The 23,342-nt window shown below is 74.3% G+C and carries 18 protein-coding genes, 1 pseudogene and 3 riboswitches; of the genes and pseudogenes, 14 read left to right on the plus strand and 5 right to left on the minus strand.

Going from position 1 to position 23,342, the window contains the following annotated elements:
* Window positions 1–3 precede the first annotated feature (3 nt).
* The 6 genes and pseudogenes from ACGF13_RS20465 (at window position 4) to ACGF13_RS20490 (ending at window position 5,423) form a co-directional block, all read left to right on the plus strand.
* Window positions 4–1,146: an acyl-CoA dehydrogenase family protein gene (locus ACGF13_RS20465; protein WP_392877028.1), complete on the plus strand. Its 1,143-nt coding sequence runs from the start codon at window positions 4–6 to the stop codon at window positions 1,144–1,146.
* Window positions 1,146–2,219 carry an enoyl-CoA hydratase/isomerase family protein gene (locus tag ACGF13_RS20470; RefSeq protein WP_392877030.1) on the plus strand — a complete coding sequence of 358 codons (1,074 nt, stop codon included), beginning with the start codon at window positions 1,146–1,148 and terminating at the stop codon, window positions 2,217–2,219. The genes ACGF13_RS20465 and ACGF13_RS20470 overlap by 1 nt, the downstream gene beginning before the upstream one ends.
* Window positions 2,216–3,100: a 3-hydroxyisobutyrate dehydrogenase gene (gene mmsB / locus ACGF13_RS20475; RefSeq protein ID WP_392877031.1), complete on the plus strand. Its 885-nt coding sequence runs from the start codon at window positions 2,216–2,218 to the stop codon at window positions 3,098–3,100. The genes ACGF13_RS20470 and mmsB overlap by 4 nt, the downstream gene beginning before the upstream one ends.
* A 5-nt stretch (window positions 3,101–3,105) precedes the next feature.
* Window positions 3,106–3,468: pseudogene (locus ACGF13_RS20480) on the plus strand (enoyl-CoA hydratase-related protein); the annotation flags it as partial.
* Between the two features lie 129 nt (window positions 3,469–3,597).
* A riboswitch (cobalamin riboswitch) is annotated at window positions 3,598–3,738 on the plus strand.
* A 99-nt stretch (window positions 3,739–3,837) separates the two neighbouring features.
* A complete protein-coding gene (locus ACGF13_RS20485; protein WP_392877033.1) occupies window positions 3,838–4,914 on the plus strand; it encodes a prenyltransferase/squalene oxidase repeat-containing protein in 1,077 nt (358 codons plus the stop codon).
* Window positions 4,915–4,943: 29 nt separating this feature from the next.
* On the plus strand, window positions 4,944–5,423 hold the full coding sequence (locus ACGF13_RS20490; protein WP_392877035.1) for a flagellar hook-length control protein FliK: 480 nt from the start codon (window positions 4,944–4,946) through the stop codon (window positions 5,421–5,423).
* Between the two features lie 65 nt (window positions 5,424–5,488).
* On the opposite strand, the gene ACGF13_RS20495 is transcribed toward ACGF13_RS20490, so the two are convergent.
* Window positions 5,489–5,836 carry a hypothetical protein gene (locus ACGF13_RS20495; RefSeq protein ID WP_392877037.1) on the minus strand — a complete coding sequence of 116 codons (348 nt, stop codon included), beginning with the start codon at window positions 5,834–5,836 and terminating at the stop codon, window positions 5,489–5,491.
* 107 nt (window positions 5,837–5,943) lie between these two features.
* Entirely contained in the window at window positions 5,944–7,305 is a 1,362-nt protein-coding gene (locus ACGF13_RS20500) for a hypothetical protein (protein WP_392877581.1), read from the minus strand.
* 196 nt (window positions 7,306–7,501) lie between these two features.
* A riboswitch (cobalamin riboswitch) is annotated at window positions 7,502–7,578 on the minus strand.
* A 90-nt stretch (window positions 7,579–7,668) separates the two neighbouring features.
* Window positions 7,669–7,799: riboswitch (cobalamin riboswitch) on the plus strand.
* A gap of 167 nt (window positions 7,800–7,966) precedes the next feature.
* Between ACGF13_RS20500 and ACGF13_RS20505 the strand changes: the two genes are divergently transcribed.
* The 7 genes from ACGF13_RS20505 to ACGF13_RS20535 all read left to right on the plus strand — a co-directional run bounded on the left by ACGF13_RS20505 (window position 7,967) and on the right by ACGF13_RS20535 (window position 17,107).
* Window positions 7,967–10,708: a prenyltransferase/squalene oxidase repeat-containing protein gene (locus tag ACGF13_RS20505; protein WP_392877038.1), complete on the plus strand. Its 2,742-nt coding sequence runs from the start codon at window positions 7,967–7,969 to the stop codon at window positions 10,706–10,708.
* 47 nt (window positions 10,709–10,755) lie between these two features.
* Window positions 10,756–11,847: a hypothetical protein gene (locus tag ACGF13_RS20510; protein ID WP_392877583.1), complete on the plus strand. Its 1,092-nt coding sequence runs from the start codon at window positions 10,756–10,758 to the stop codon at window positions 11,845–11,847.
* 10 nt (window positions 11,848–11,857) lie between these two features.
* Entirely contained in the window at window positions 11,858–13,093 is a 1,236-nt protein-coding gene (locus ACGF13_RS20515; protein WP_392877040.1) for a CbiQ family ECF transporter T component, read from the plus strand.
* Window positions 13,090–14,733 carry an ABC transporter ATP-binding protein gene (locus ACGF13_RS20520; RefSeq protein ID WP_392877042.1) on the plus strand — a complete coding sequence of 548 codons (1,644 nt, stop codon included), beginning with the start codon at window positions 13,090–13,092 and terminating at the stop codon, window positions 14,731–14,733. Before ACGF13_RS20515 ends, ACGF13_RS20520 begins: the two co-directional genes overlap by 4 nt.
* A 41-nt stretch (window positions 14,734–14,774) precedes the next feature.
* Window positions 14,775–15,578, plus strand: coding sequence for an ECF transporter S component (locus tag ACGF13_RS20525; RefSeq protein WP_392877585.1), 804 nt, complete (start codon window positions 14,775–14,777; stop codon window positions 15,576–15,578).
* Window positions 15,579–15,594: 16 nt separating this feature from the next.
* Window positions 15,595–15,912 carry a hypothetical protein gene (locus ACGF13_RS20530; RefSeq protein ID WP_392877043.1) on the plus strand — a complete coding sequence of 106 codons (318 nt, stop codon included), beginning with the start codon at window positions 15,595–15,597 and terminating at the stop codon, window positions 15,910–15,912.
* Between the two features lie 442 nt (window positions 15,913–16,354).
* Complete coding sequence (locus tag ACGF13_RS20535; RefSeq protein ID WP_392877045.1) at window positions 16,355–17,107, plus strand: adenosylcobinamide amidohydrolase; 753 nt, start codon at window positions 16,355–16,357, stop codon at window positions 17,105–17,107.
* A gap of 126 nt (window positions 17,108–17,233) precedes the next feature.
* On the opposite strand, the gene ACGF13_RS20540 is transcribed toward ACGF13_RS20535, so the two are convergent.
* The 3 genes from ACGF13_RS20540 to aceA form a co-directional block, all read right to left on the minus strand.
* On the minus strand, window positions 17,234–18,100 hold the full coding sequence (locus ACGF13_RS20540) for a 3-hydroxybutyryl-CoA dehydrogenase (RefSeq protein ID WP_392877046.1): 867 nt from the start codon (window positions 18,098–18,100) through the stop codon (window positions 17,234–17,236).
* Window positions 18,101–18,139: 39 nt separating this feature from the next.
* Window positions 18,140–19,753 (minus strand): malate synthase A, encoded by a 1,614-nt coding sequence (gene aceB, locus ACGF13_RS20545; protein WP_392877048.1) that lies wholly within the window; start codon window positions 19,751–19,753, stop codon window positions 18,140–18,142.
* A gap of 138 nt (window positions 19,754–19,891) precedes the next feature.
* Window positions 19,892–21,184, minus strand: coding sequence for an isocitrate lyase (gene aceA, locus ACGF13_RS20550; protein ID WP_392877050.1), 1,293 nt, complete (start codon window positions 21,182–21,184; stop codon window positions 19,892–19,894).
* A gap of 345 nt (window positions 21,185–21,529) precedes the next feature.
* Here aceA and ACGF13_RS20555 point away from each other — a divergent pair, with 345 nt between their 5' ends.
* On the plus strand, window positions 21,530–22,933 hold the full coding sequence (locus tag ACGF13_RS20555) for a short-chain fatty acyl-CoA regulator family protein (RefSeq protein WP_392877051.1): 1,404 nt from the start codon (window positions 21,530–21,532) through the stop codon (window positions 22,931–22,933).
* The last annotated feature ends 409 nt before the right edge of the window (window positions 22,934–23,342 follow it).

The following is a 23,342-nucleotide window of genomic DNA, read 5'->3' on the forward strand; positions in this document are numbered from 1 at the left end:
GCCGTGCACACGCAACTGACCGACGATCAACTCGCCATCGTCGAGACGACCCGGGCCTTCGCCCGCGAGCACCTCGCACCGAACGCCGTCGAGTGGGACCAGGCCAAGCACTTCCCGGTGGACGTGCTGCGCAAGGCGGCGGAGGTCGGCCTGGCCGGCGTCTACGTCGGCGAGGAGTCCGGCGGATCCGGGCTCACCCGCGCCGACGGCGTGCTCGTCTTCGAGGCGCTGGCGACCGGCTGCCCCTCGATCGCCGCCTACCTGTCCATCCACAACATGGTCGCCTGGATGATCGACCGCTACGGCGACGACGCCCAGCGCGCCCGGTGGCTGGCTGGTCTCTGCACGATGGAGACCCCCGCCAGCTACTGCCTCACCGAGCCGGGCGCCGGCTCGGACGCCGCCGCGCTCACCACCCGGGCCCGCCGGGACGGGGACGCCTGGGTGCTCGACGGCGTCAAGCAGTTCATCTCCGGCGCCGGCGCCTCCGAGGTCTACCTGGTGATGGCCCGCACCGGCGGCCCGGGGGCCGACGGGGTGTCCGCCTTCGTCGTCCGACGGAACGACCCCGGCGTCTCGTTCGGGCCGAACGAGCGGAAGATGGGCTGGAACGCCCAGCCCACCCGGCAGGTGCTCCTCGACGGGGTGCGCCTGCCCGCCGACCGCCTGCTCGGCGCGGAGGGCGAGGGCTTCCGGATCGCCATGAGCGGGCTGAACGGGGGCCGACTCGGCATCGCCGCCTGCTCGCTCGGCGGCGCGCAGGACGCCCTGGAGCGCGCCACCGGCTACCTGGCGGACCGCGAGGCGTTCGGCGCCCGGCTCCTGCACTCCCAGGCCCTGCAGTTCCGACTCGCCGACATGGCGACGGAGTTGGAGGCGGCCAGGGCGCTGGTATGGCGGGCGGCGGCCGCCCTGGACCGGGGCGATCCCCGGGCGCCCCAGCTGTGCGCGATGGCCAAGCGCTACGCCACCGACACCGGCTTCGAGGTCGCCAACCAGGCCCTCCAACTGCACGGCGGCTACGGCTACCTGGCCGAGTACGGCATCGAGAAGATCGTCCGCGACCTGCGGGTGCACCAGATCCTGGAAGGGACCAACGAGATCATGCGTGTCATCGTCGCCCGCGGCCTGACCGGAGCCGCGTGATGACCCCGAACGACACCGCGGAGGTCCTCGTCCAGCGGGAGGGCCGGGCCGGGCTGATCGTCCTCAACCGGCCGGCGGCCCTGAACGCCCTCACCCACGGCATGGTGCGGCGGATCGCGCAGGCCCTGGACGCCTGGGAGGAGGACGACCGGGTCGACACCGTCGTCGTCACCGGCGCCGGTGAACGGGCCTTCTGCGCGGGCGGCGACATCGTCGCCATCCACCGCGCCGCCACCGGCGGGGACCGGGGCGCCGTCGAGGAGTTCTGGCGCGACGAGTACCGCCTCAACGCCCGGATCGCCCGCTACCCCAAGCCCTACGTGGCGCTCATGAGCGGCATCGTGATGGGCGGCGGCGTCGGCGTCTCCGCCCACGGCAGCGTCCGCATCGTCACCGGGACGACCCGCGTGGCCATGCCGGAGGCGGGCATCGGCTTCGTCCCCGATGTCGGCGGCACGTACCTGCTCGCGCTCGCTCCGGGCGAGTTGGGCACCCACCTGGCCCTGACCGCCGGTTCCGTCGGTGCCGCGGACGCGCTGCTCTGTGGGCTCGCCGACCACTTCGTTGCCACGGAGAAGGTCCCGGCGCTGCTCGACGACCTCGCCGAGCTGCCCGTGCACGACGCCCTCGAACGGCACGTCGGACCGGCGCCGGCCGGTGTGCTGGACGGACAGCGCGGATGGATCGACCGGTGCTACGCGGCCGGCACCGTCGAGGAGATCCTCGACCGGCTGCGGGACAGCGGTGAACCGGAGGCGAAGAAGGCCGTCGACCAGATCACCGCCAACTCGCCCACCGCCGTGAAGGCCACGCTGGCCGCGTTGCGACGGGCCCGCGCCCTCGGCCCGCTGGAGGCCGTCCTGGACCAGGAGTACCGCACCTCCTGCGCGGCCCTGGCCACCGGCGACCTCGCCGAGGGCATCCGGGCCCAGGTGATCGACAAGGACCGTTCGCCGCGGTGGAGCCCGGCGGCGCTGGGCGCCGTCGAACCCGCCGCTGTGGCCCGCTACTTCGCCCCGCTCGGCGAGCGCGAACTCGGCCTCGCCGCCACCACACCCCTGGAGCGCTGGTGACCCTCGACATCGGATTCATCGGACTGGGCAACATGGGCGGCCCGATGGCCGCCAACCTCGTCAAGGCCGGCCACCGGGTGACCGGCTACGACCTCGCGGCGGACGCCCGTGAGCGGGCGGCGGGCCACGGGATCGCCGTCGCCGAGTCGGCGGAGCGGGCGGTGGCCGGGGCCGAGGTGGTCATCACCATGCTGCCGACCGGCCGGCACGTGCTGGGGGCCTACGAGGGCCTGACCGCCGCCGCGCGCGAGGCGCTGTTCGTGGACTGCTCCACCATCGCCGTCGGGGACGCCCGGATCGCCGCCGACCTGGCCCGCACGACCGGGCACCGGGCCGTCGACGCGCCGGTGTCCGGTGGTGTGCCCGGCGCCGAGGCCGCGAGCCTGACCTTCATGGTCGGCGCGGAGGACGCCGACTTCGGCGAGGCCGAACCGTTGCTGGCCGCGATGGGCCGCCGGGTCGTGCACTGCGGCGCCTCCGGGTCGGGGCAGGCCGCGAAGATCTGCAACAACATGATCCTGGGCGTCTCGATGATCGCGGTCAGCGAGGCCTTCGTCCTCGGGGAGAGCCTCGGGCTCAGCCACGAGGCGCTGTTCGACGTGGCCTCCGCCGCCTCCGGGCAGTGCTGGGCGCTCACGTCCAACTGCCCCGTCCCCGGGCCCGTCCCCACCAGCCCGGCGAACCGCGACTACGCGGCCGGGTTCGCCGCCGCCCTGATGGCCAAGGACCTCGGACTGGCCGCCGGGGCGGCCGAATCCGCCGGCCTGCCCACCGAACTCGGGCGCAGGGCAGCGCAGTTGTACGCCGACTTCGCGGCGGCCGACGGCGCCGGGCTGGACTTCTCCGCCATCATCACCACCCTCGGGAAGGGCACCGCATGACCTACCCCGGCATCGGCGGCTCGCAGCGACTGACCCGCGCGGTCGGCAAGGCCAAGGCCATGGAACTGTGCCTGACCGGCCGGATGATGGGCGCCGAGGAGGCCGAGCGGGCCGGCCTGGTCTCCCGGATCGTCCCGGCCGACCAGCTGCTCACCGAGGCGCTGGCCACCGCCGAAACCATCGCGGCGATGTCCGCCCCGGCGGCGATCATGCTCAAGGAAAGCGTCGACCGCTCGTACGAGACCACCCTCGCCGAAGGCGTCCGCTTCGAGCGCCGGCTCTTCCACGCCACCTTCGCCACGGCGGACCAGAAGGAGGGCATGGCCGCCTTCACCGAGAAGCGCCCGCCGGAGTTCCGCAACCGCTGACGGCCCGCGCGGTGCGCCCCCCTCGACGGGGTGGCGCACCGCCCGTCGGCTCAGGACCTACCGGAGCAGCGTCGCGGGAGGCTTCGAACACCGTGCTGTGACGCACGATCCCTTGACCGGATCTTTCCCGTTTCGCCATGATGAGCCGTCATGTTCTGACTCCGCCGATGGGGGAAGTCCGGTCCGAATCCGGCGCTGACCCGCAACGGTAGGCCGTCGACGCCATGTCGGCGGCGAGCCCGAGTACCCGTCGGCGGAGGCGTGTCGTCCCCTCCTCCCGTCGTGGTCTGCGGGCCGGAGCTCCGAGGGCTGCCCCGGCACCGTGCCGCTGTCCTCCGGGCCCCTGCGTCCAGGCCCGGAAAGGCACCCATGCCCACGCTCCGCCGCACTCTCGGTCTGCTCGCGATACCCGCCCTGGCGCTCGCCACCGCGCTCCCCGCCACCGCCACCGCCACCGCCGCCCACGCCGACACGGCCTCGTCCAGGACCGTCCTTCCCGACGCCGCGGCGGCCGGCTGGCTGGCCCGCCAACTCGTCGACGGGGACCACTTCGAGTCCGTCTTCAACGGCACCGCCTACCCCGACCAGGGCCTGACCATCGACGCCGTGCTGGCCTTCGCGGCCTCGCGCAGCTCCGACGAGGCCGCCGCCAAGGCGACCGCCTGGCTGGCGAAGCCCGAGATCCTCTCCGGCTACCTGGGCGACGGCACGACCGAGGCGTACGCGGGCGCGACCGCCAAGCTGCTGCTCGCCGTCGAGGTGCGCGGCGCGAACCCCGCGAGCTTCGGCGGCGTCGACCTGCCCTCGCGGCTGCGCTCGCTCCAGACCGCGGAGGGGCGCTTCTCCGACCGCTCCCAGTGGGGCGACTACAGCAACGCCTTCGGCCAGTCGCTGGCCCTGATCGCCCTGCACCGCACCTCCGGTGACGCCCCGACGGCGGCCGTGGACTTCCTCGCGAACAGCCAGTGCGCGGACGGCGGCTTCCCCATCTCCTTCGGCCAACCCACCTGCGCCGGTGACCCGGACGCCACCGCCCTCGCCGTGCAGGCCCTCGCCGCCACCGGCCGCACCGCCAAGGCGAACACCGGCCTCGACTGGCTGGCCGCCCACCAGAACGCCGACGGCGGCTTCGCGGCCGCGGGGGCCACCACCTCCAACGCCAACACCACCGGCCTGGCCACCCAGGCCCTGCTCTCCGGCGGGCGCTTCGGCACCGGCCTCAAGGGCTGGAGCCGGCTGGTCAAGTTCCAGCAGGGCTGCTCCGCCGATCCGGTGGTGCGGGGCGCGGTCGCCTACGACGCGACCGGTTTCAACGCGGCCAGCGGCACCCGGGCCACCGCGCAGGCCGTCCTCGGCCTCGCCGGCACCCCGCTGTCGACGCTCTCCGCCGCCGGCGCGCGTCCCGACTCCCCCACCCTGGCCTGCCCGGCACCGGCCACCCGCTGAACGAGCCCGAGACTGCGAGGAGTTCACCGATGACCGACACCGTCACCGCATCCCGCCCCGCCCGCCGCACGCTCGGCTCGATCGCCGCCGCCGCGGCTCTCACCGCCGGCCTGCTCGGCGTCTCCGCCGCCCAGGCCCCGCAGGCCCGGGCCGCCGCCTGCAGCGGCACCACCGGCGTCACCGTCGTGGTCGACTTCACCGCCGTCGGCGGCGGCATCCAGACCGGCTGCGCGCCCGGGGACCCCGCCAGCGGCCTGGCCGCGCTGACCGGCGCCGGGTTCTCGTACGCCTTCCACCCGCGCTACCCGGGCTTCGTCTGCACGATCAACGCGCTGCCGACGACCTGCACCAACCCGACCGGCAGCGCCTACTGGTCGTACTGGCACGCCCAGCACGGCGGCCCCTGGTCGTACAGCAGCCTGGGCGCGGGCAGCTACAACCCGGCGCCGGGTGACGTCGAGGGCTGGTCCTTCGGCGCCGGCGCCCAGCCGGGCATCACGGCGCCCTGACGTCCGACGCGACGCCGGTGCCCCGGCCCCTGCCACGTGGGGGCCGGGGCACCGCGTGCCCGGGTTCACCTGCCGTGCGCCACCCTCCGGCGGCGGACGAAGCGCTCGACCAGCAGCACGGTGGCGACGGCCGCCACGGTGAACAGCAGCGTGTTGGCCACGATGCCGGCCGTGGTCAGCCAGCCGGGTTCCTCGCCGTTCGGCAGTGTGGTCTCGGTGAACAGTCCGCCGATGCCGGTCAGCACCCCTCGTGCGAGGTAGAGGGCGGCCAGCGCGACGAGGCCGACGGGAAGGGTGAGGACGATCGACGCGAGGTAGTAGCGCCCGTTCTCCGTCAGCCCGCCCAGGACGGCCAGCCCGCCGACCAAGGCCACGTAGCCGCCTGCCACCCATCCGGAAACACCCGTCGGCATCCGTTCCCCCTGTCCTGTGGTCCGGCGGCGGATCCGTCGGGCCGTCATGGTTCTGCCCCGCCGGAGGGGAGGCGACCCGTGGTCGGCTCCCCTCCGGCGCCGTGCGGTCAGCTGCCGTAGCGCAGCGAGACGGTGTCGCCGAGGTGGACCGTGGTGGCCCGGGTGGCGCCGGTCACGGCGCCGCCGTCCAGGCTGACCTGCCAGGTGAACGAGCCGCTGTTGGCCGTGCCGTTGAGCGCGGTGACGGTGCCGCCGCCGGTGGACGGCGTGACGGAGGTGACGCAGCCGCCCGGGGTGGCGCTGCCTGCCGCGTCGAGGACGTCACCGAGGGTCGCGGTGGTGCCGGTCGGGGTGAGGGTGACGGCGCAGACCTTGGGCGTGCCGGTGCCGTCGTCGACGACCAGGGCGAGCCTGGCGGCGGTGCCGGCGGTGAAGCCGGTGGTGGCGGCCCAGGTGGGTTCGCCCGCGGTGGTCGGGGCCGGCGGCGTGGCGGTGAACCCGGCCCCGGCGACGGCGCGCAGCCCGTCCACGGAGGCGTAGGGGGACGGGGTGGTGTCGGTGGGCAGGTACTTGAAGCCGCCGCCGGGCTTGAACTGCTGGGCGATGAGGAAGTCGACCGGGGTCTTGCCGGTGCCGCTGGTGAAGTCGGCGCCCTGGGGGTTGATGCCGCAGGCGTTGAGGCCGGACACGGCCCAGCCGTTGGAGTCGGTGTTCACGCCGAACATGGCGTTGAACGCCCCGGACGAGGCGAGCTTGCCCTTGAGGAAGTTCTTGGCGGCGACGATCGCGGGATCGGTGTTGGGCACGCCGCCGGCGCACAGCGAGGCCATGGCCGCGCCGGTCATGTCGATGTCGCTGCCCTGGGCGAGCGCGGTCGGGTCGCCCGCGGCCTTGCTGTAGTTCCAGCCGCCGTCGTTGTGCTGGTTGGCGCGCACGGCGGTGACGGAGGCGTTCAGCAGGGCCTGCGGGGCGCGCTGGGCGCCGGCCTGGGTCTTCGCCCCGGCCAGGGCGAGCAGGCCGAAGACGGTGCCGTTGAAGTTGGCGGACGGGCCGTAGTAGCCGGGCTCGGCACTCTGCCAGTAGGCGACCGCGTCGGCGATCAGGTTGCGGCCGGGGCCGACCCGGGCCGGGTCGATGCCGGCCGCGTAGGAGTTGAGGATGCCGCGCTCGTAGTCGGTGACCACCGGCGAGCCGCCGGGCCAGCCGGCGGCGGCGAGCTGGTTGCGGTACACCAGGCGGGCGTTCTTGGTGGTGTCACCGCCGGGGGTGACGTCCGCCGCGGCGGTGCCGGCGGCCGCCAGCGCGCTGAAGGCCCACTCGTTGGAGAGCCCGCCGGTGGCGTAGCTGCCGTCGGCGGCCTGGAGGGACTTCAGGTAGGTGACGCCGGTGCTCTTGGAGGTGGCTATCTGGGTCGGGGTGGCCGTCGCGTGGGCGGGGACGGCGGTCAGCAGCAGGGCTCCGGCCGTCAGGGCGACGGTGGCCGCGGAGGCGGCACGGGCCGGGGTGGTCCGCTTCGGGGTGGGGAGGGGCACGGGTCAGGCTCCTTGGGGTGGCGGGCGCCGACCCTGCCCCGGAGGCCCGGCGTCCGTTCGGGAGCGCGCGACTGCCGGAGCGGTCGCCGCCCGGATCGCGTGGGCCGGCATTCGCCGTGGTGCGCGGCCGGGCGGGCATTCGGGCTCGGGACGGCTCGACCGCCACCCCACACCGCTGCGCGTCAGCCCCGGAGTCGCACCGGGTTCCCCCACTCGGCCACCGCGGACGCTACCGCACGGCGGACCGGCCGACGAGGTGGTGTGACCTACCTGACGACCCGTTGACTCGCCGTCGGACGCCGTGGTCTGATGAATCGGTTTTTCGCCCTCGGCATTCAGGGGAAGCCGGTCCAACTCCGGCGCTGACCCGCAACCGTAGACCCACCACCGGTGGGTGAGCCGGAATGCCTGGACCGGGGGTCTGTTCACACAGCACTTGCGTCGTCGCGGACTACGACGCAGCTCTTGACGGCCCCGTGTTCACGTCCACGGGCGGCCGTAGGCTGCGCCGTGGTCTCCCGCGTCGACCGACCGGGGAGTCGTCGTGAGGGTCAGCAGCAGTCGCGCACGTCACAGAAACCGGGACCTCGGGTCCCTGGTGGTCGCAGGCACCGTCGCGGCCGCCGCCTGCGGCACGGTCCTGCTCGGGCACCCGGGCACCGCCGCCGCCGACCCGGTCGAGCAGTGCACGGCGACGACCGGCGCGATCGTCGCCGTGGACTTCACACACTGGGGCGGCGGTGTCGTCCGGGGCTGCGACGCCCACCCCACGACCGGGATGAACCTGCTGCACAACGCGGGCTTCACCACCGCCGGGACCGAGCACGACGGGCCCGCCTTCATCTGCCGGCTCGGCACCGGAACCTTCAACGGCGGCGTCCAGTACCCGACACCCGCCGAGGAACCCTGCGTCAACACCCCGCAGGCCACCGCCTACTGGTCGTACTGGATCGCCGAACCCGGCCAACAGGCCTGGTCCTACAGCCGGTTCGGCGCCGGGACGCAGCAGCCCAAGCCCGGCGAGGTCGAGGCCTGGGTGTACGGCGGCACCGACATCGGCGGCACCAGCGGGGCGCCGAGCTTCACCCCGGACTCCCTGCGGGCCAAGAACGGCGGCCCCTCGCCCTCCACCTCGCCCTCGGCGACCCCGACCCCGACCGCCACCCCGACCGGGCCCTCCGCCACCGGCGACCCGGCGGCCGCCGCCGCGTGGCTGGCCGGTCAGCTCGTCGGCGGCGACCACACGGAGAACTGGGCCACCCCCGGACCGGACTACCCCCGGACCGCCCTCACCGCCGTCGCACTCGCCGCCTCCGGCAGCCAGGACCCGGCCCTGCGCAAGGTGCTCGCCTTCCTCACCGCCCGCACCGACGCGTTCCTGTACCCCGACGGCCCGACCGCCCAGCCCGACACCAGGGCCGCCGCGCTGCTGGCCCTCGTGGCCGAGAGCACCGGCGGCGACCCCCGCTCCTTCGGCGGCCGGGACCTGATCGCCGCGCTCACCGACCACGTCTGCACCGCGGCCGGCGAGAACGGCAGGTGCACCGCCGCCGGCGACTTCCTCGGCGCGGCCTCGCCCTGGGTCCAGTCCCTCGGCGTCATCGCCCTCCAGCGCGCCGGCGTCACGCCGCCCGCCGCGGCACAGGCCCGCTTCACCGCCCTCCAGTGCGCCGACGGCGGAATCGCCGGATCGATGATCGTCGCCGGTGAGCACTGCGAATCCGACCCGCTCACCACCGCCATGGCCGTCCTCGCCCTGCGCACGGCCCCCGGGTACGAAGCGGCCGCGCGGAAGGCCGCCGACCAGCTCGCGGCGAGCCAGCAGCCCGACGGCTCCCTCCTCCCGTACGCCGGCGCCCCCGGCGACACCCTCAGCACCGCGAGCGCCGCCCAGGCGTTCAAGGCCACCGGCCAGGGCGCCCACCGGGCCACCGCTACCGCCTGGCTCGCCGCCCTTCAGAACAAGGACGGCGGCTTCGGCCCCGACGCCTCCACCACCGACCCCGACGCCGCCGCCACCGAGCAGGCGATCCTGGCCCTGACCGGCACCGACCTCACCAGCGTCCGGCACAACCCCGACGGCGCCGGCACGACGCCGACCCCGCCCGCCGGACGGAAGCCCGACGCCGCCAGGGGCAGCGCCTACCTCACCGATCCGGCCCGGCTGATCGACGGCCACTACTACGAGGGCTTCCCGGCCTTCGCCGACTTCGGCCTCACCATCGACGGCGCCTACGCCCTCGCCGCCACCGGCACCGACGACGCCGCGCTGCGCGGGATCGTCGACTTCCTGGACCAGCAGGGCAAGGACGCGAGCGAGCGCACCGTCAACACCTGGACGGGCATCGGCACCGAGTACGCCGGCGGCGGCTCGATCGGCAAGGAGGCGCTGCTCGCCGAGGTGGTCGGACGCGACCCGCGCGCCTTCGGCGGCCACGACCTGATCGCCGCCCTCGCCGCCCTGGTGTGCACGAAGGCCGATCCGAGCACCGGCTGCGACGCCCCGGGCAACTACGGCTACGCGACGTCGGTGTTCTCCCAGGCCCTCGGGATCATGGCCCAGCTCCGGGCGGGGGACGCCGCCAGCGCCGCCCCCGCCATCGCCTACCTGAAGGGCCTCCAGCACCAGGACGGCTCCTGGCCGAGCCTGATCCCCGCCACCGGCGACTCCGACGTGGACAGCACGGCGATGGCCGTCATGGCCCTCGCCCTCGTCCCCGGCGACGACGCCGCAGCCCGGGCCGTCGACCAGGGGCTCGGCTGGCTCGCCGCCCAGCAGCTGCCCGACGGCGGCTTCCCCGGTGCGGCCGGCCACTCGACCAACTCGGCGGCCCTCGCCGTCCAGGGCATGACGCTGCGCAAGGCCGCCTACGAGGGCCAGATCGCCAAGGCGCTCGATTTCCTGGCCGGCCAGCAGAACAGCGACGGCGGGTTCAACGTCGCCTCCGCCGGGCAGCCGGGCTCGGACGTCCGCGCCTCGACGCAGGTGCTGGGCGGTGCCACCGGGATCTCCTTCGGCACGCTGGCCCGCAGCCTCCAGGGCACGCCGACACCCACGCCCACGCCGACCGGGACGGGCACCCCGACCGGGACGCCGACCGGCACTCCCCCGGCGACGCCCACCGGCACGGCGAGCCCGACCGGTCCCGCCACGACGACCACGCCGGCCGTGGCCGTGGACGGCGGCTCCCAGGCCGGGAGCGGCTCCGGCGGCCTGGCCCGTACCGGCACCCGGGCGCTGGCGCTGACGGCGGGTGCCGGCGCGCTGACCGCGCTCGGCGCCGCGGCCGTCCTGATCGCCCGTCGCCGTACCGCGGCCGCCCCGGGGCGGCACCGGTGAGCCGGGCACTCGGCGGGCGCCTCGCGCGACTCTCCGGGGCGGCGGCCCTGACCTTCGCCCTCGCGTGCGGCGGCGTCGCCGCGGGCACGGCCCCGGCGTCCGCGACATCGCTGCCGATCGACCAGTGCACCACCACCTCCGGCGTGGTGCTCGCCGTGGACTTCGGCAAGTGGGGCGGTCCGCTGCTGCGGTCCTGCGGAACCACCCCGACCACCGGCTACACCCTGCTCAACCAGGGCGGTTGGAAGACCACCGGGACCGGGCACGACGGTCCGGCGTTCATCTGCCGGATCGGCTACAGCGGCTTCCAGGGCGGCAAGCAGTACCCGACCCCGGACCAGGAGAAGTGTGTCCTGACGCCCCCGGCAACCGCCTACTGGTCGTACTGGCACGCCGACCCCGGGCAGAACACGTGGTCCTACAGCCAGCTCGGCGCGATGCTCTACCAGCCGAAGCCCGGCAGCGTCGACCTGTGGATCTTCGGCGGCACCAACATCGAGGGCACCGAAGGCCGCCCGACCTTCTCACCGGACAGTGTCCGGGCCCACAACACCACCCCGGGCGGTTCGGGTACCGACCCTCAGCCGCCCCAGCCGCCGGCCGGGGGCTCCTCGGGCGGCACGAACGGCGGCACGAACGGCGGCACGAACGGCGGCTCCGGCGGCTCCGGCGGCGGGACATCGGGCGGCGCCGGTTCCTCCGGCGGCTCGGGCACCTCCGCGGGATCCGGTTCCTCCGGCGGGAGCGCCAACGGTGCGTCCGGCGGCGTGAAGCAGCCGCCCGCGGGCGGCGCCGCGGGCGGTCGCCCCGCGCCGGGGAGCCCGTCGGCCGAGGCCCCCGCACCGTCCGCGGCGGACCCGGGCGGCGTTCCCACCGAGCCGACCACCCCCGCCGAGACGCCCGCCGCCCAGCCGACCGACACGCCGTCGGCGACCGCCACCGACACCGCCGTCGCGGCCACCGGGGCCCCGACCTCCACGAACGCGGCCGGTCCCGCCGTGGTGGACGCCGCCCCGGCTGCCGACGCCCCGCACAAGACCGGGTCGATGCTCCCCGCCCTGATCGGCGCCGTCCTCCTCGCGGTGGTCGGCGTGGCCACCCTGGTCGCCGCGCGGCAGCGGCGCCGACGGGCCGAGTGATCCGGTGACCATGCTCGACAACCACGATTCCCCACGGCACGGCACCACCGCGCGCGCCGCGGGGGGCCGGCGCGTCCCACGGAACCTGCACCCGCTGGCCTGGTGGGCCTGGGCGCTGGCCCTGGCGACGGCCGCCAGCCGCACCACCAACCCGCTGCTGCTCCTGCTCGTCCTCGCCGTGCTCGGCTACGTGGTCACCGCCCGCCGCAGCGAGGCCCCGTGGGCACGCGGATTCGGCTACTACCTGTGGGTGGCGCTGACCGTGGTCGCGATCCGGGTGCTCTTCCGGTGCGTCTTCGCCACCGGCATCACCCCGAACGACCACCTGCTCTTCTCCCTGCCGCACGTCCCCACCCCCGACTGGTACGCGGGGATCCGGATCGGCGGACCGGTCTCCCTGGAGGCGACGCTCTCCGCGGCCTTCGACGGCCTGCGGCTGGCCTGCCTGATCTGCTGCATCGGCGCCGCCAACACCCTCGCCAACCCCAAGCGGGCCCTGCGGGTGCTGCCCGGCGCGCTGTACGAGCTGGGCGTCGCCGTGACGGTGTCGCTCAGCGTCGCGCCCCAGCTGGTGCAGAGCGTCCAACGCGTCGCCCGGGCACGGCGGTTGCGCGCCGGTCGGCGCAAGGGCGTCCGGGCGCTGCGCAGCATCGTGGTGCCGGTCCTGGAGGACGCGCTGGAGCGCTCGCTGCACCTGGCCGCCGCGATGGACTCCCGCGGCTACGGACGCTCCGGCACGGCCTCCCGGCGCTCCCGCCGGCTCACCGGCGCGCTGATGCTGCTCGGCATGTGCGGCCTGTGCGCCGGGGTGTACGGGCTCCTCGACGGCACGGCTCCCGCCGCACTCGGACTGCCGGCCTTCCTCGCGGGCGCCGTGCTCTGCGTGGCGGGCCTGCTGCTCGGCGGCCGGCGGGTGCGGCGCACCACCTACCGCCCGGACCGCTGGCGGGCCGCCGAATGGGCGGTCGCCGGCTGCGGGGTGACCGCCGCCGTCCTGCTGTTCGCCACCGTCGGCTACGACGCCACCGACCTCAACCCCTCCCTCTACCCGCTGACCTGGCCGGCGCTGCCGCTCGTCCCGGTGCTGGCCCTGCTGCTGGCGGGCGCCGCCGGGATCGTCTCGCCGCCGCCCGGCCGTACGCCGGTGGCCGCCGGCGCACCCCGCGGGGCCGGCGACCCACGCACCGACCGCACACGCACCGACCGCACACGCACCGACCGCACGACCTCCGAGGTGAGCACGTGATCCGATTCGACCAGGTCAGTGTGGTGTACGACGGCGAGAGCACGCCCGTCCTGCGCGACGTCGACCTGCACGTCCCGGAGGGCGAGCTCTGCCTGGTGGTCGGCCGTACCGGCGCCGGCAAGTCCACCCTGCTCGGCGCCGTCAACGGCCTGGTGCCGCACTTCACCGGCGGCACCCTCCGCGGCCGGGTCACCGTGGACGGCCGCGACACCGCCCACCACCCGCCGCGCGAACTCGCCGACGTGGTCGGTGTGGTGGGCCAGGACCCGCTGGCCGGCTTCACCACCGACACGGTGGAGGAGGAACTCGCCTACGTCATGGAGCAGTTGGCGATCCCGCCGGACGTCATGCGCAAGCGCGTCGAGGAGACCCTCGACCTGCTCGGCCTGGCCGACCTGCGCCACCGCGCCCTGCACGAGCTCTCCGGCGGGCAGCAGCAGCGCGTCGCCATCGGCTCCGTGCTCACCGCCCACCCGCGCGTCCTGGTCCTCGACGAACCGACCTCCGCGCTCGACCCGACCGCCGCCGAGGAGGTGCTGGCCGCGATCACCCGGCTGGTGCACGACCTCGGCGTGACCGTCCTGCTGGCCGAACACCGCCTGGAGCGGGTCGTCCAGTACGCCGACCGGGTCGCCTACCTGCCCGGCGACGGGACGGTCGTGCACGGGCCGCCGGCGGAGGTCTTCCGGCACACCGCGATCGCGCCGCCCGTCGTCGACCTCGGCCGCCTGGCCGGCTGGCGGCCGCTGCCGCTGTCCGTCCGGGACGCCCGCCGCGCCGCCGGGCCGCTGCGCGAACGGCTCACGAACGTGCCGGTTCCCCCGCCGCGCCGGGCAGCGGTGGCGGGGGAACCGGTGCTGGACGCCCGGGGCGTGGTCGTCCGGTACGGGCCGGTGGCCGCCGTCCGCGACGTCGACCTGGTGCTGCGCACGGGCGAGGTCACCGCGCTGATGGGCCGCAACGGCTCCGGCAAGTCCTCGCTGCTGTGGGCCCTGCAGGGCTCCGGGCCCCGGCAGGGCGGCAGCGTGAAGATCACCGGCGCCGAAGGAGGGAAGGCCGAGGACCCCAAGCGCCTTCCCGCGGCCAGGGCCCGGCAGTTGGTGGGGCTCGTCCCGCAGACCCCCACCGACCTGCTCTACCTGGAGACGGTCGCCCAGGAGCTCGCCCAGAGCGACCAGGAGGCCGACCGCGCGGACGGGCCGACCGCACGGCGGATCCTGGACCGGCTGGCCCCCGGGATCCCGGACGACACCCACCCCCGGGACCTCTCCGAAGGCCAGAAACTGGCCCTCGTCCTGGCCATCCAACTGGCCGCCGCACCAACGGTCGTACTGCTGGACGAGCCCACCCGCGGGCTCGACTACCAGGCCAAGAAGGCGCTCACCGGCATCGTCGACGCCCTCGCCGCCGAAGGCCGTACCGTCGTGGTCTCCACCCACGACGTCGAGTTCGTCGCCTCCGCCGCCGACCGGGTGGTCGTGATGGCCGAGGGCGAGATCGTCGCCGACGGCCCGACCGCCGAGGTCATCGTCGCCTCGCCCACCTTCGCCCCGCAGACCGCCAAGATCCTCGCCCCGCTGCCCTACCTGACCACCCGGCAGGTCGCCGAGGCCCTCGAACCGGCGGAGGCCACCCGGTGACCGCCGTCCGGATCCCCGGCCGGGCCCGCGTCGTCGTCGCCATGGCCGCCTTCATCGGCCTGGTCGCCTTCACCTGGCCCTTCGTCGTCGCCCCCGGCACGTTCGGCTCCAACTACGCCCCGCCACTGATCTTCGGCGCCCTGCTCGTCCTGGTCCTCGCCGTCGTCATCGCCGAGATCTCCGCCGGCGGCATCGACGCCAAGGCCCTCGCCATGCTCGGCGTCCTCTCCGCCGTCAACGCCGGACTCCGCCCCCTCGGCGCCGGAACCGCCGGGGTGGAGACCGTCTTCTTCATCCTCGTCCTGGCCGGCCGGATCTTCGGCCCCGGCTTCGGCTTCACCCTCGGCTGCACCTCGCTCTTCGCCTCCGCCCTGCTCACCGGCGGCGTCGGCCCCTGGATGCCGTACCAGATGTTCGGCTGCGCCTTCGTCGGCATGCTCGCCGGACTGCTGCCGAAGGCCCGGCCCCGTCTGGAGGTGCCGATGCTGGCCGCCTACGGCGCGTTCTCCGGCTACCTGTTCGGCTTCCTGCTCAACCTCTCCTTCTGGCCGTTCGCCACCGACCCGAACAGCTCCATCGCCTACCTGCCGGGCCTGCCCTTCACCGAACAGTGGCACCGCTACCTGCTCTTCGACCTCGCCACCTCGCTCGGCTGGGACACCGGCCGCGCCGTCACCACCTTCACCGCCGTCCTCGTCGTCGGGCCGGCCGTCCTCACCGTCTTCCGCCGCGCCGCCCGCCGCGCCAACTTCGAGCCCACGGTGCGCTTCGAGGCAGCGGACGCGCCCGGAGCACCGACGGACCCGGGAGCCGCCGCACGGCCCGCCGACGCGGCGTCCACCTGAACCGAGAGGTCAGCACGTGGCCAAGCGCGAGAAGCCCCGCACGGCGACGGTGGACGGCGTCGACGTCATCCTCCTCACCCCCGGCCAGCATGCCGGACTGGAGTCGGCCCGCCGCCAGCTGGGCGGAGCACAGGCACACGTCGCGAGACTCCGGCTCGACCTGCGACGCAGTCAGGAACTGCTGGGCGAGGTCGAGCGGGTGCTGGCGCACCTGCCCGTCGGCCAGGTCGAGCCGGCGGGCGGCCCCCTGGCCGAAGGACGCGGGATCGCCGACCTGCTCGCGGACATCCGCGCGCTCCTGCCGCACACTCCGGCCCCCGAGAAGAGGCCCTGACGGCTGCCGTGGCGGGCGCCGCTGCGGGTGACGGTCGGGTTCGACGGCTCCACCCTGCTACGGCCGGGGGCTGGCCTCCTCGAAGGCCACTGCCGCACCAGCGCGGACACCGTGGAGGACATGGACCAGGACCTCGGCGCGGCGGACGACCCTTGGGCCGGGACGGTTGAAGCAGGACGGGCATTCGAGGACCCATACCCGGCCGTTGCGGACCGCGGGGAGTATTCGAGCCTGCCCGCAGGACGGCCGGTGATCCAGCATGCCAATCTGTGGAATCCGTACACGCCCGGCCTGTGGATCTGCGGATTCCGCGGACCGCTAGGATCCGCACGAGCCCGCCGGTCGGTGATCACCGGAGGCCCCGGGAGGGCCGGAGGGACCGCATCCCCGACGTTCCGAGGTGAGGACAACGGAAAGCTTCGTGCCGGACGCCCGGCGACCCGTGGTCCTGCGACGTGCCCGGTCGGAGGACGGATCGTGCCGCCACCAGCTGGTGTGGAAGGCCGGCCCGGGCTGGCGGATGGTCAGCAGCGCGGTCCTGGGCGGCGGGATCGGCGAGCGCGGCTGGGTGCTGAACGCCCAGGTCCGGGCGGGCTACGACCGGATGGACCCCGACCGGCATCTGGCGGAACTCGCGGAGGCCGAAGGCCTGCGCGGGCCCGGCGTCGGGCTGATGACCGCGGCGGAGGTCGACGACTCCACCTGGGCCGAGGACAACGGTGCCGTCGCCCTGGTGACGACCGGCATCGGTGTCCCGACCTGGGCCGCCGCCTCCCCCACCGCCGCCCCGGTCCCCGCCGTCCCGGCGCCCGCCCGGTACGTTCCCGGCACGATCAACATCCTCGCGGTCGTTCCGGCGCCGGTGTCCGATGGGGGCCTGGTGAACCTGCTGGCGACCGCCACCGAGGCCAAGGTGCAGGCTCTCCTGGACGCCGGCTACGCCTGTTCCGGCACGCCGTCCGACGCGGTGTGCGTGGCGGTCCGGGCACCGGACGCGCGTGGGGAGGTCGATCCGTTCGGCGGCCCGCGGTCGCTCTGGGGCGCCCGGCTGGCCCGGGCGGTGCACCGCGCTGTCCTCGACGGGGCGGAACGCGATCGCGGCCGACGGGCGCGCGGACCCGCTGCACCTCACCAGGGTCCACGGCCGGAGTGCTGCCGCGAGAACGTCCTGCCGGCCCGGTACGTCACCGGGTGAGTGGTTCGAGGGCGGCCGGGTCCCAGGACGACGCCGTCCCGACCGGTCGGACCGACAGCACAAGGCCTCGCCGGTGCCCGGCCCTCCGCGACAGGGGCCGGGCACCGGCGAGGCGCGCGCCCTTCGCTACACCGCTCGGTGCGAGTAGAACCCGCGTCCGCTCCTGCGGCCGAGCAGCCCGGCCTCGACCATCCGGGAGAGCAGCGGCGGCGGGGCGTACAGCGGCTCCTTGTACTCGTCGTACATCGAGCGGGCGATCGCCTCGACGGTGTCCAGGCCGATCAGGTCGGCGAGTCGGAGCGGCCCCATGGGGTGGGCGCAGCCGTGGACCATGCCCGCGTCGATGTCCTCGGGGCTGGCGTGGCCTGCCTCGGCCATCCGGATCGCGGACAGCAGGTACGGCACCAGCAGGGCGTTGACGACGAAGCCGGCCCGGTCCCGGGACCGGATGACGTGCTTGCCGAGCACCTCGGCCGCGAAGGTCTCCACCCGGTCGAGGACGGCCCGTGCCGTGTGCAGGGAGGAGACCAGCTCGACCAGCGGCATCACCGGGGCCGGGTTGAAGAAGTGCAGGCCCAGCACGTGGGAGGCCCGGCCGGTGGTGATGCCCAGGCGGGTGACGGGGATGGCCGAGGTGTTGGTGGCCAGGACTGCGTCCTCGGCGAACAACACCTTGTCCAGGGTGCCGAGGACCTCCCTCTTGACTCCCTCGTCCTCGACGACGGCCTCGACGACGAGCTGACGGTCGGCCAGCGCCTCCAGGTCGTCGGCGAACAGCAGGTGGGCCCAGGCGTCGGTGCTCTGCTCCTCGCTGATCCGGCCCCGGTCGACGGCGCGGTGCAGGGAGCGGTCGATCCGGCTGCGGGCGGCCCTCAGTGCGGCCGACCCGTTCTCGCAGACGATGGTGTCCAGGCCGGCACGGGCGAAGACCTCGGCGATGCCGGAGCCCATCTGCCCGGCGCCGACGACGGCCACACGGCGGATGTCGTTCATGCGGTTGCCCCCTTCGGGGTGGATGCGGACGGGGGTGGGTCAGGCTGCCGGGGCGGTGGTGCGCACCAGGTGGCGGGCGTAGGGCTCGGTGGTGAGGAAGGCCGGCAGGTCGGCGCCGAGGGCGGTGTCCTCCAGGACGCGCACCGCGTCGTCCACCAGCGCCGGGTCGGCGCCCTCGGCGAGCAGCGTGGCGCGTTCCCGGTCGATGTGCCGGCGCACCAGGTCGGGGGTGGCGAGCGAGCCACCGGTGAGGCGGGTGCAGTGGTGCTGCCACTGCCAGAGCTGGCAGCGGGCGATCTCGGCGGTGGCGACGTCCTCCATCAGCCCGAAGACGGCGACCGCGCCGGCACCGCCCAGCCAGGCCGTCAGGTAGCGCAGGGCGACCGCGACGTTGGCGCGCACGCCCTGCTCGGTGGGCAGGCCGGTCGAGAGCCGCTGGACGCCCAGCAGGTCGGCGGCGGTGACCTCGACGTCCTCGCGGGTGCGGTCGAGCTGGTTCGGGTGCTCTCCGAGGACGGCGTCGAAGGCGGTGCGGCAGGTGGCCACCAGGCCGGGGTGGGCGACCCAGGAGCCGTCGAAGCCGTCACCGGCCTCCCGCTCCTTGTCGGCGCGGACCTTGGTCGACGCGACGGCGTTGGCCTCCGGGTCACGCTGCGGGATCGCGGCGGCCATGCCCCCGATGGCGTGGGCGCCGCGCCGGTGGCAGGTGCGCACCAGCAGATCGGTGTAGGCGCGCAGGAACGGCTGGGTCATGGTCAGGGAGGCCCGGTCGGGCAGGACGTACCGGGGGCCGTGCTGGGCGAAGTTCTTGATCAGGCTGAACAGGTAGTCCCAGCGGCCCGCGTTGAGGCCGGCGGCGTGCTCGCGCAGCTCGTACAGGATCTCGTCCATCTCGAAGGCGGCGGTGATGGTCTCGATCAGGACGGTGGCACGGATCGTGCCGTGCTGGATACCGAGGTCGGCCTGGGCGAACGTGAAGACCTCGTTCCAGAGCCGGGCTTCGAGGTGGTTCTCCAGCTTGGGCAGGTAGAAGTACGGGCCGGAGCCGGCCGCGATCTGTGGTCGGCCGCAGTGGAAGAGGTAGAGGCCGAAGTCGACCAGGGCTCCGACGGTGGGACGGCCGTCGATCAGCAGGTGCCGTTCGTCCAGCTGCCAGCCGCGGGGGCGGACGACGATGGTGGCCGGGTCGTTCCCGATGTAGTACCGCTTGCCCTCCGGGGTGGTGTCGTCGATCTGCCGCTCGATCGCGTCGACCAGGTTGAGCTGCCCGGTGACGAGGTTGCGCCAGGTCGGGGCGGTGGCGTCCTCGAAGTCCGCCAGCCAGACCTTCGCGCCGGAGTTCAGGGCGTTGACGGTCATCCGGCGCTCGGGCGGGCCGGTGATCTCCACCCGACGGTCGTGCAGGCCGGGACCGGCACCGGCCACCCGCCAGGTGGGGTCCTCGCGGATGGTGCGGGTCTCCGGGAGGAAGTCCAGCGTGCCGCCGGCGGCCAACGCGGAGGCACGACGGCCGCGTTCGGCGAGCAACTCGGTGCGGCGGTCCGCGAACCGGTCGTGCAGACGGGTGAGGAAGGCGAGCGCCTCGGGGGTGAGGATCTCGTCGAAGCGGTCCTCGTGTGCGCCGAGGATCTCGATGCGGCTGGGCTGGCTCATCCGGCTCTCCATGGGGCGGGCGGAAGGCGCCCTGGGCCTCGTCCCTCAACGAGGCCCAGGGCGGCGGGGTGGACGGCGGCTCGTCCCCAACGAGGCCGCCAGGGTGGCTCGGTAGCGGTTCAGGTCTCCCCGGGTCGCTCAGTGGAACTGCTCGGCCTCGGTGGAGCCGGTGAGCGCCAGCGTCTCGGCGTTCGGGTTGAGCGCGGTGGAGACGAGGTCGAAGTACCCGGTGCCGACCTCGCGCTGGTGCTTCACGGCGGTGTAGCCGTCCGGCACCGCGGCGAACTCGGCCTCCTGGAGGTCGACGTAGGCCGTCATGCCGTGCTCGGCGTAGCCGCGTGCGAGCTGGAACATCGAGTGGTTGAGCGCGTGGAATCCGGCCAGCGTGATGAACTGGAAGCGATAGCCCATGGCGCCCAACTCGCGCTGGAACTTGGCGATCTGGTCGTCGTCCAGGGCGGCCTTCCAGTTGAAGGACGGCGAGCAGTTGTAAGCGAGCATCTTGTCCGGGTGCTCGGCCTTGATCGCCTCCGCGAACTCGCGGGCCTGGGCGAGGTCCGGGGTGCCGGTCTCCACCCAGAGCAGGTCGGCGTACGGGGCGAAGGCGAGGCCGCGCGAGATCACCGGGGCCATGCCGGGCTCGACCCGGTAGAAGCCCTCGGCGGTGCGCTCGCCGGTGCAGAAGCGGGCGTCGCGCTCGTCCACGTCGGTGGTCAGCAGGTTGGCGGCGAGCGCGTCGGTGCGGGCCACGATCAGGGTGGGCACGTCGGCGATGTCGGCCGCCAGGCGGGCCGAGTTGAGGGTGCGGACGTGCTGGGCGGTGGGCACGAGCACCTTGCCGCCGAGGTGGCCGCACTTCTTCTCGGAGGCGAGCTGGTCCTCGTAGTGGATGCCCGCCGCGCCGGCCGCGATCATGCCCTTGGTGAGCTCGAAGGCGTTCAGCGGGCCGCCGAAGCCGGCCTCGGCGTCGGCGACGATCGGCACCAGCCAGTCCGGGCCTTCGTTGCCCTCCGCCGCGTCGATCCCGTCGGCGCGCAGCAGCGCGTTGTTGATCCGGCGCACCACCTGCGGCACGGAGTTGGCGGGGTAGAGGCTCTGGTCGGGGTAGGTCTGCCCGGCCTGGTTGGCGTCGGCCGCGACCTGCCAGCCCGAGAGGTAGATCGCCTGGAGCCCGGCCTTCACCATCTGCACGGCCTGGCCGCCGGTCAGCGCGCCGAGCGCGTGGACGTAGTCCTGCTCGTGCAGCTGGGTCCACAGCCGCTCGGCACCGCGCCGGGCCAGCGTGTGCTCCTCGCGCACGGTGCCCGACAGGCGCACCACCTCGGCCGCCGTGTAGGTGCGCCCGATGCCCGCCCAGCGCGGGTCGGACGCCCACCGGGCGGCGAGCGCCGCCGCGCGCTGCTCCTGCTGCTGCCGAACCGACGTCGTCATGGTCTGCTCCCGGGGATGCTCGTTGCGAAGGGTGTGAGGCACTTCACCGCTCGGGCGAGTGGGCGGCCGGACGGTGCCGGGCTGCGGTGGTACACCGCGGGACGTGGACGCCCGGACAACCCACCAGAGCGCGACCGACCTGGTGTTTCACTGTTGTCCTGCGCACCTCCCGGCCGCACCACCGACTCTGGCAGCTTGTCCGGCCGCCGTCACCGGTGGACCAATGCCAACTTCTGCGAACGATCATCAGCAAATCTGCGAAGGTTGCGACGATCCGGCCCCGACCCCGACGGCTAAGCTGCCTCCACCGCATCCGCCCAGGGCGGGCGCAGTGGAGGGAGCGACATGGGAAAGGCCTTCGCCGGTGCCCGGCTGCGCCGCCTGCGCGAGGAGCGCGGCCTCAGCCAGGCCGCCCTCGCCCGGCTGATCGACCTCTCGCCCAGCTACGTCAACCAGCTGGAGCACGACGCCCGGCCGCTGACCGTGCCCGTGCTGCTTCGGCTCACCGAGGCCTTCGGGGTGGAGGCCGGCTACTTCGCCCCGCCGGACAGCGCCCGGCTCAGCGCCGAACTACGGGACACGCTCGGCGAGGAGATCACCGTCGGACAAGTCATCGCAGGCGACCTCGACGAGCTGGCTGCCCGACTGCCCGCCGTGGCACGGCTGCTGACGGATCTCGCCCGCGGCCGCCGCGACGCGGCCGAACAGCTTGCCGTCCTCGCCGGGGACCGTGGCTCCGAGGCCAACGCCCGCACTCCGCACGAACAGGTCCGGGAGTTCTTCTACAGCCGCCGCAACTACCTCCACGAACTCGACACGGCCGCAGAGGAGTTGGCGGACTCCATCAAGCTGAGGCGCGGCGGGGTCAGGGAGGCGCTGAGCGAACGGCTCGCCACCACGCACCAGGTCCGGATCGCCACCGGAAACGGACAACTGCACCGGTACGACGAGCAGACCCGGACCCTGCACCTGTCGGATCGGCTGCGCCCCGGCCAGCAGGCCTTCCGGATGGCCACCCAGCTCGCCTACCTGGAACACGACTCCCTGCTGTCCGAACTCGCCGTCCAGGAAAGCCCGGAAGGCTCCACCGCGTTCTCGCTCACCCGGATCGGCCTGGCGAACTACTTCGCCGCCGCCCTCGTCCTGCCGTACACCGCCTTCCACGCGCAGGCGGAGGCCGCCCGCTACGACATCGAGCACCTCGCCGACCACTTCGGCGTCGGCTACGAGACCGTCTGCCACCGGCTCAGCACCCTCCAGCGCCCACGGCTGCGCGGCGTCCCGTTCTCCTTCGTGCGCGTCGACCGGGCCGGCAACGTCTCCAAGCGGCAGTCCGCCACGCCTTTCCACTTCTCCCGCACCGGCGGCACCTGCCCGCTCTGGAACGTCTACGACGCCTTCGCCTCACCGGGACGGGTCCACGTCCAGGTCGCCGCCATGCCCGACGGCCGCCGCTACCTGTGGACCGCCCGCGCCGTCACCCGCTCCCCCGGCGGCTGGGGCCGCCCCGGCAAGGCCTTCGCCATCGGCCTCGGCTGCGAGATCCGCCACGCCGGACGGCTGGTGTACTCGGCCGGCCTCGACCTCGGCGACGAGAGCGCCGCCACCCCGATCGGCCTCGGCTGCAAGGTCTGCGAACGCCCCACGTGCCCGCAGCGCTCCGCCCCGGCCATCGGCCGCCCACTGGCCGTCGACGAACGCACCAGCACCTTCGTCCCCTACTCCGCGGTACCCGGCCCCCGAAGCTGAAGGCCGGGAGCGGTGTGCCGCGGCGCGGGCTGACACCCCCGCCCGGTGCGCCGGCGAGGCCGCGCACCGGGCGGGCAGGGGGCTACTGCTCCGGGGCGGCGCCCCAGGCGCCGTAGCCGCCGATCAGGTCGTAGGTGTGCTGGTGGCCGTGGCGGCGCAGCAGGCCGGCGGCGATGGAACCGTGAAGTCCCGGGCGCCTCACCGGGGTTACCGCTTGGACAGCGCCCCCCGGGCGGCCGGGGGGCGGGTTCGATCGAACGCCTCCGGGATCAGGACGACTTGGTGATGGTGTAAACGACGTAGACGCCGCACTGGGCACCAGACCCCTGCTTGGTGACGACCCAGCCGGCCGGGATCGGGGACGGCCCGCAGACCTGCATGCCGGTCTGGTCGGTGACCCTGACGATGG

The organism is Kitasatospora sp. NPDC048286, from assembly GCF_043201735.1.
GTDB lineage: Bacteria > Actinomycetota > Actinomycetes > Streptomycetales > Streptomycetaceae > Kitasatospora.

Excerpts from the sequence above, each read along its gene's own strand:
- ACGF13_RS20470 (WP_392877030.1), top strand. The coding sequence starts at position 1,146 with ATGACCCCGAACGACACCGCGGAGGTCCTCGTCCAGCGGGAGGGCCGG.
- ACGF13_RS20485 (WP_392877033.1), top strand. The coding sequence starts at position 3,838 with ATGCCCACGCTCCGCCGCACTCTCGGTCTGCTCGCGATACCCGCCCTG.
- ACGF13_RS20490 (WP_392877035.1), top strand. The coding sequence starts at position 4,944 with ATGACCGACACCGTCACCGCATCCCGCCCCGCCCGCCGCACGCTCGGC.
- ACGF13_RS20495 (WP_392877037.1), bottom strand. The coding sequence starts at position 5,836 with ATGCCGACGGGTGTTTCCGGATGGGTGGCAGGCGGCTACGTGGCCTTG.
- ACGF13_RS20515 (WP_392877040.1), top strand. The coding sequence starts at position 11,858 with ATGCTCGACAACCACGATTCCCCACGGCACGGCACCACCGCGCGCGCC.
- ACGF13_RS20525 (WP_392877585.1), top strand. The coding sequence starts at position 14,775 with ATGGCCGCCTTCATCGGCCTGGTCGCCTTCACCTGGCCCTTCGTCGTC.
- ACGF13_RS20540 (WP_392877046.1), bottom strand. The coding sequence starts at position 18,100 with ATGAACGACATCCGCCGTGTGGCCGTCGTCGGCGCCGGGCAGATGGGC.
- aceB (WP_392877048.1), bottom strand. The coding sequence starts at position 19,753 with ATGAGCCAGCCCAGCCGCATCGAGATCCTCGGCGCACACGAGGACCGC.
- aceA (WP_392877050.1), bottom strand. The coding sequence starts at position 21,184 with ATGACGACGTCGGTTCGGCAGCAGCAGGAGCAGCGCGCGGCGGCGCTC.
- ACGF13_RS20555 (WP_392877051.1), top strand. The coding sequence starts at position 21,530 with ATGGGAAAGGCCTTCGCCGGTGCCCGGCTGCGCCGCCTGCGCGAGGAG.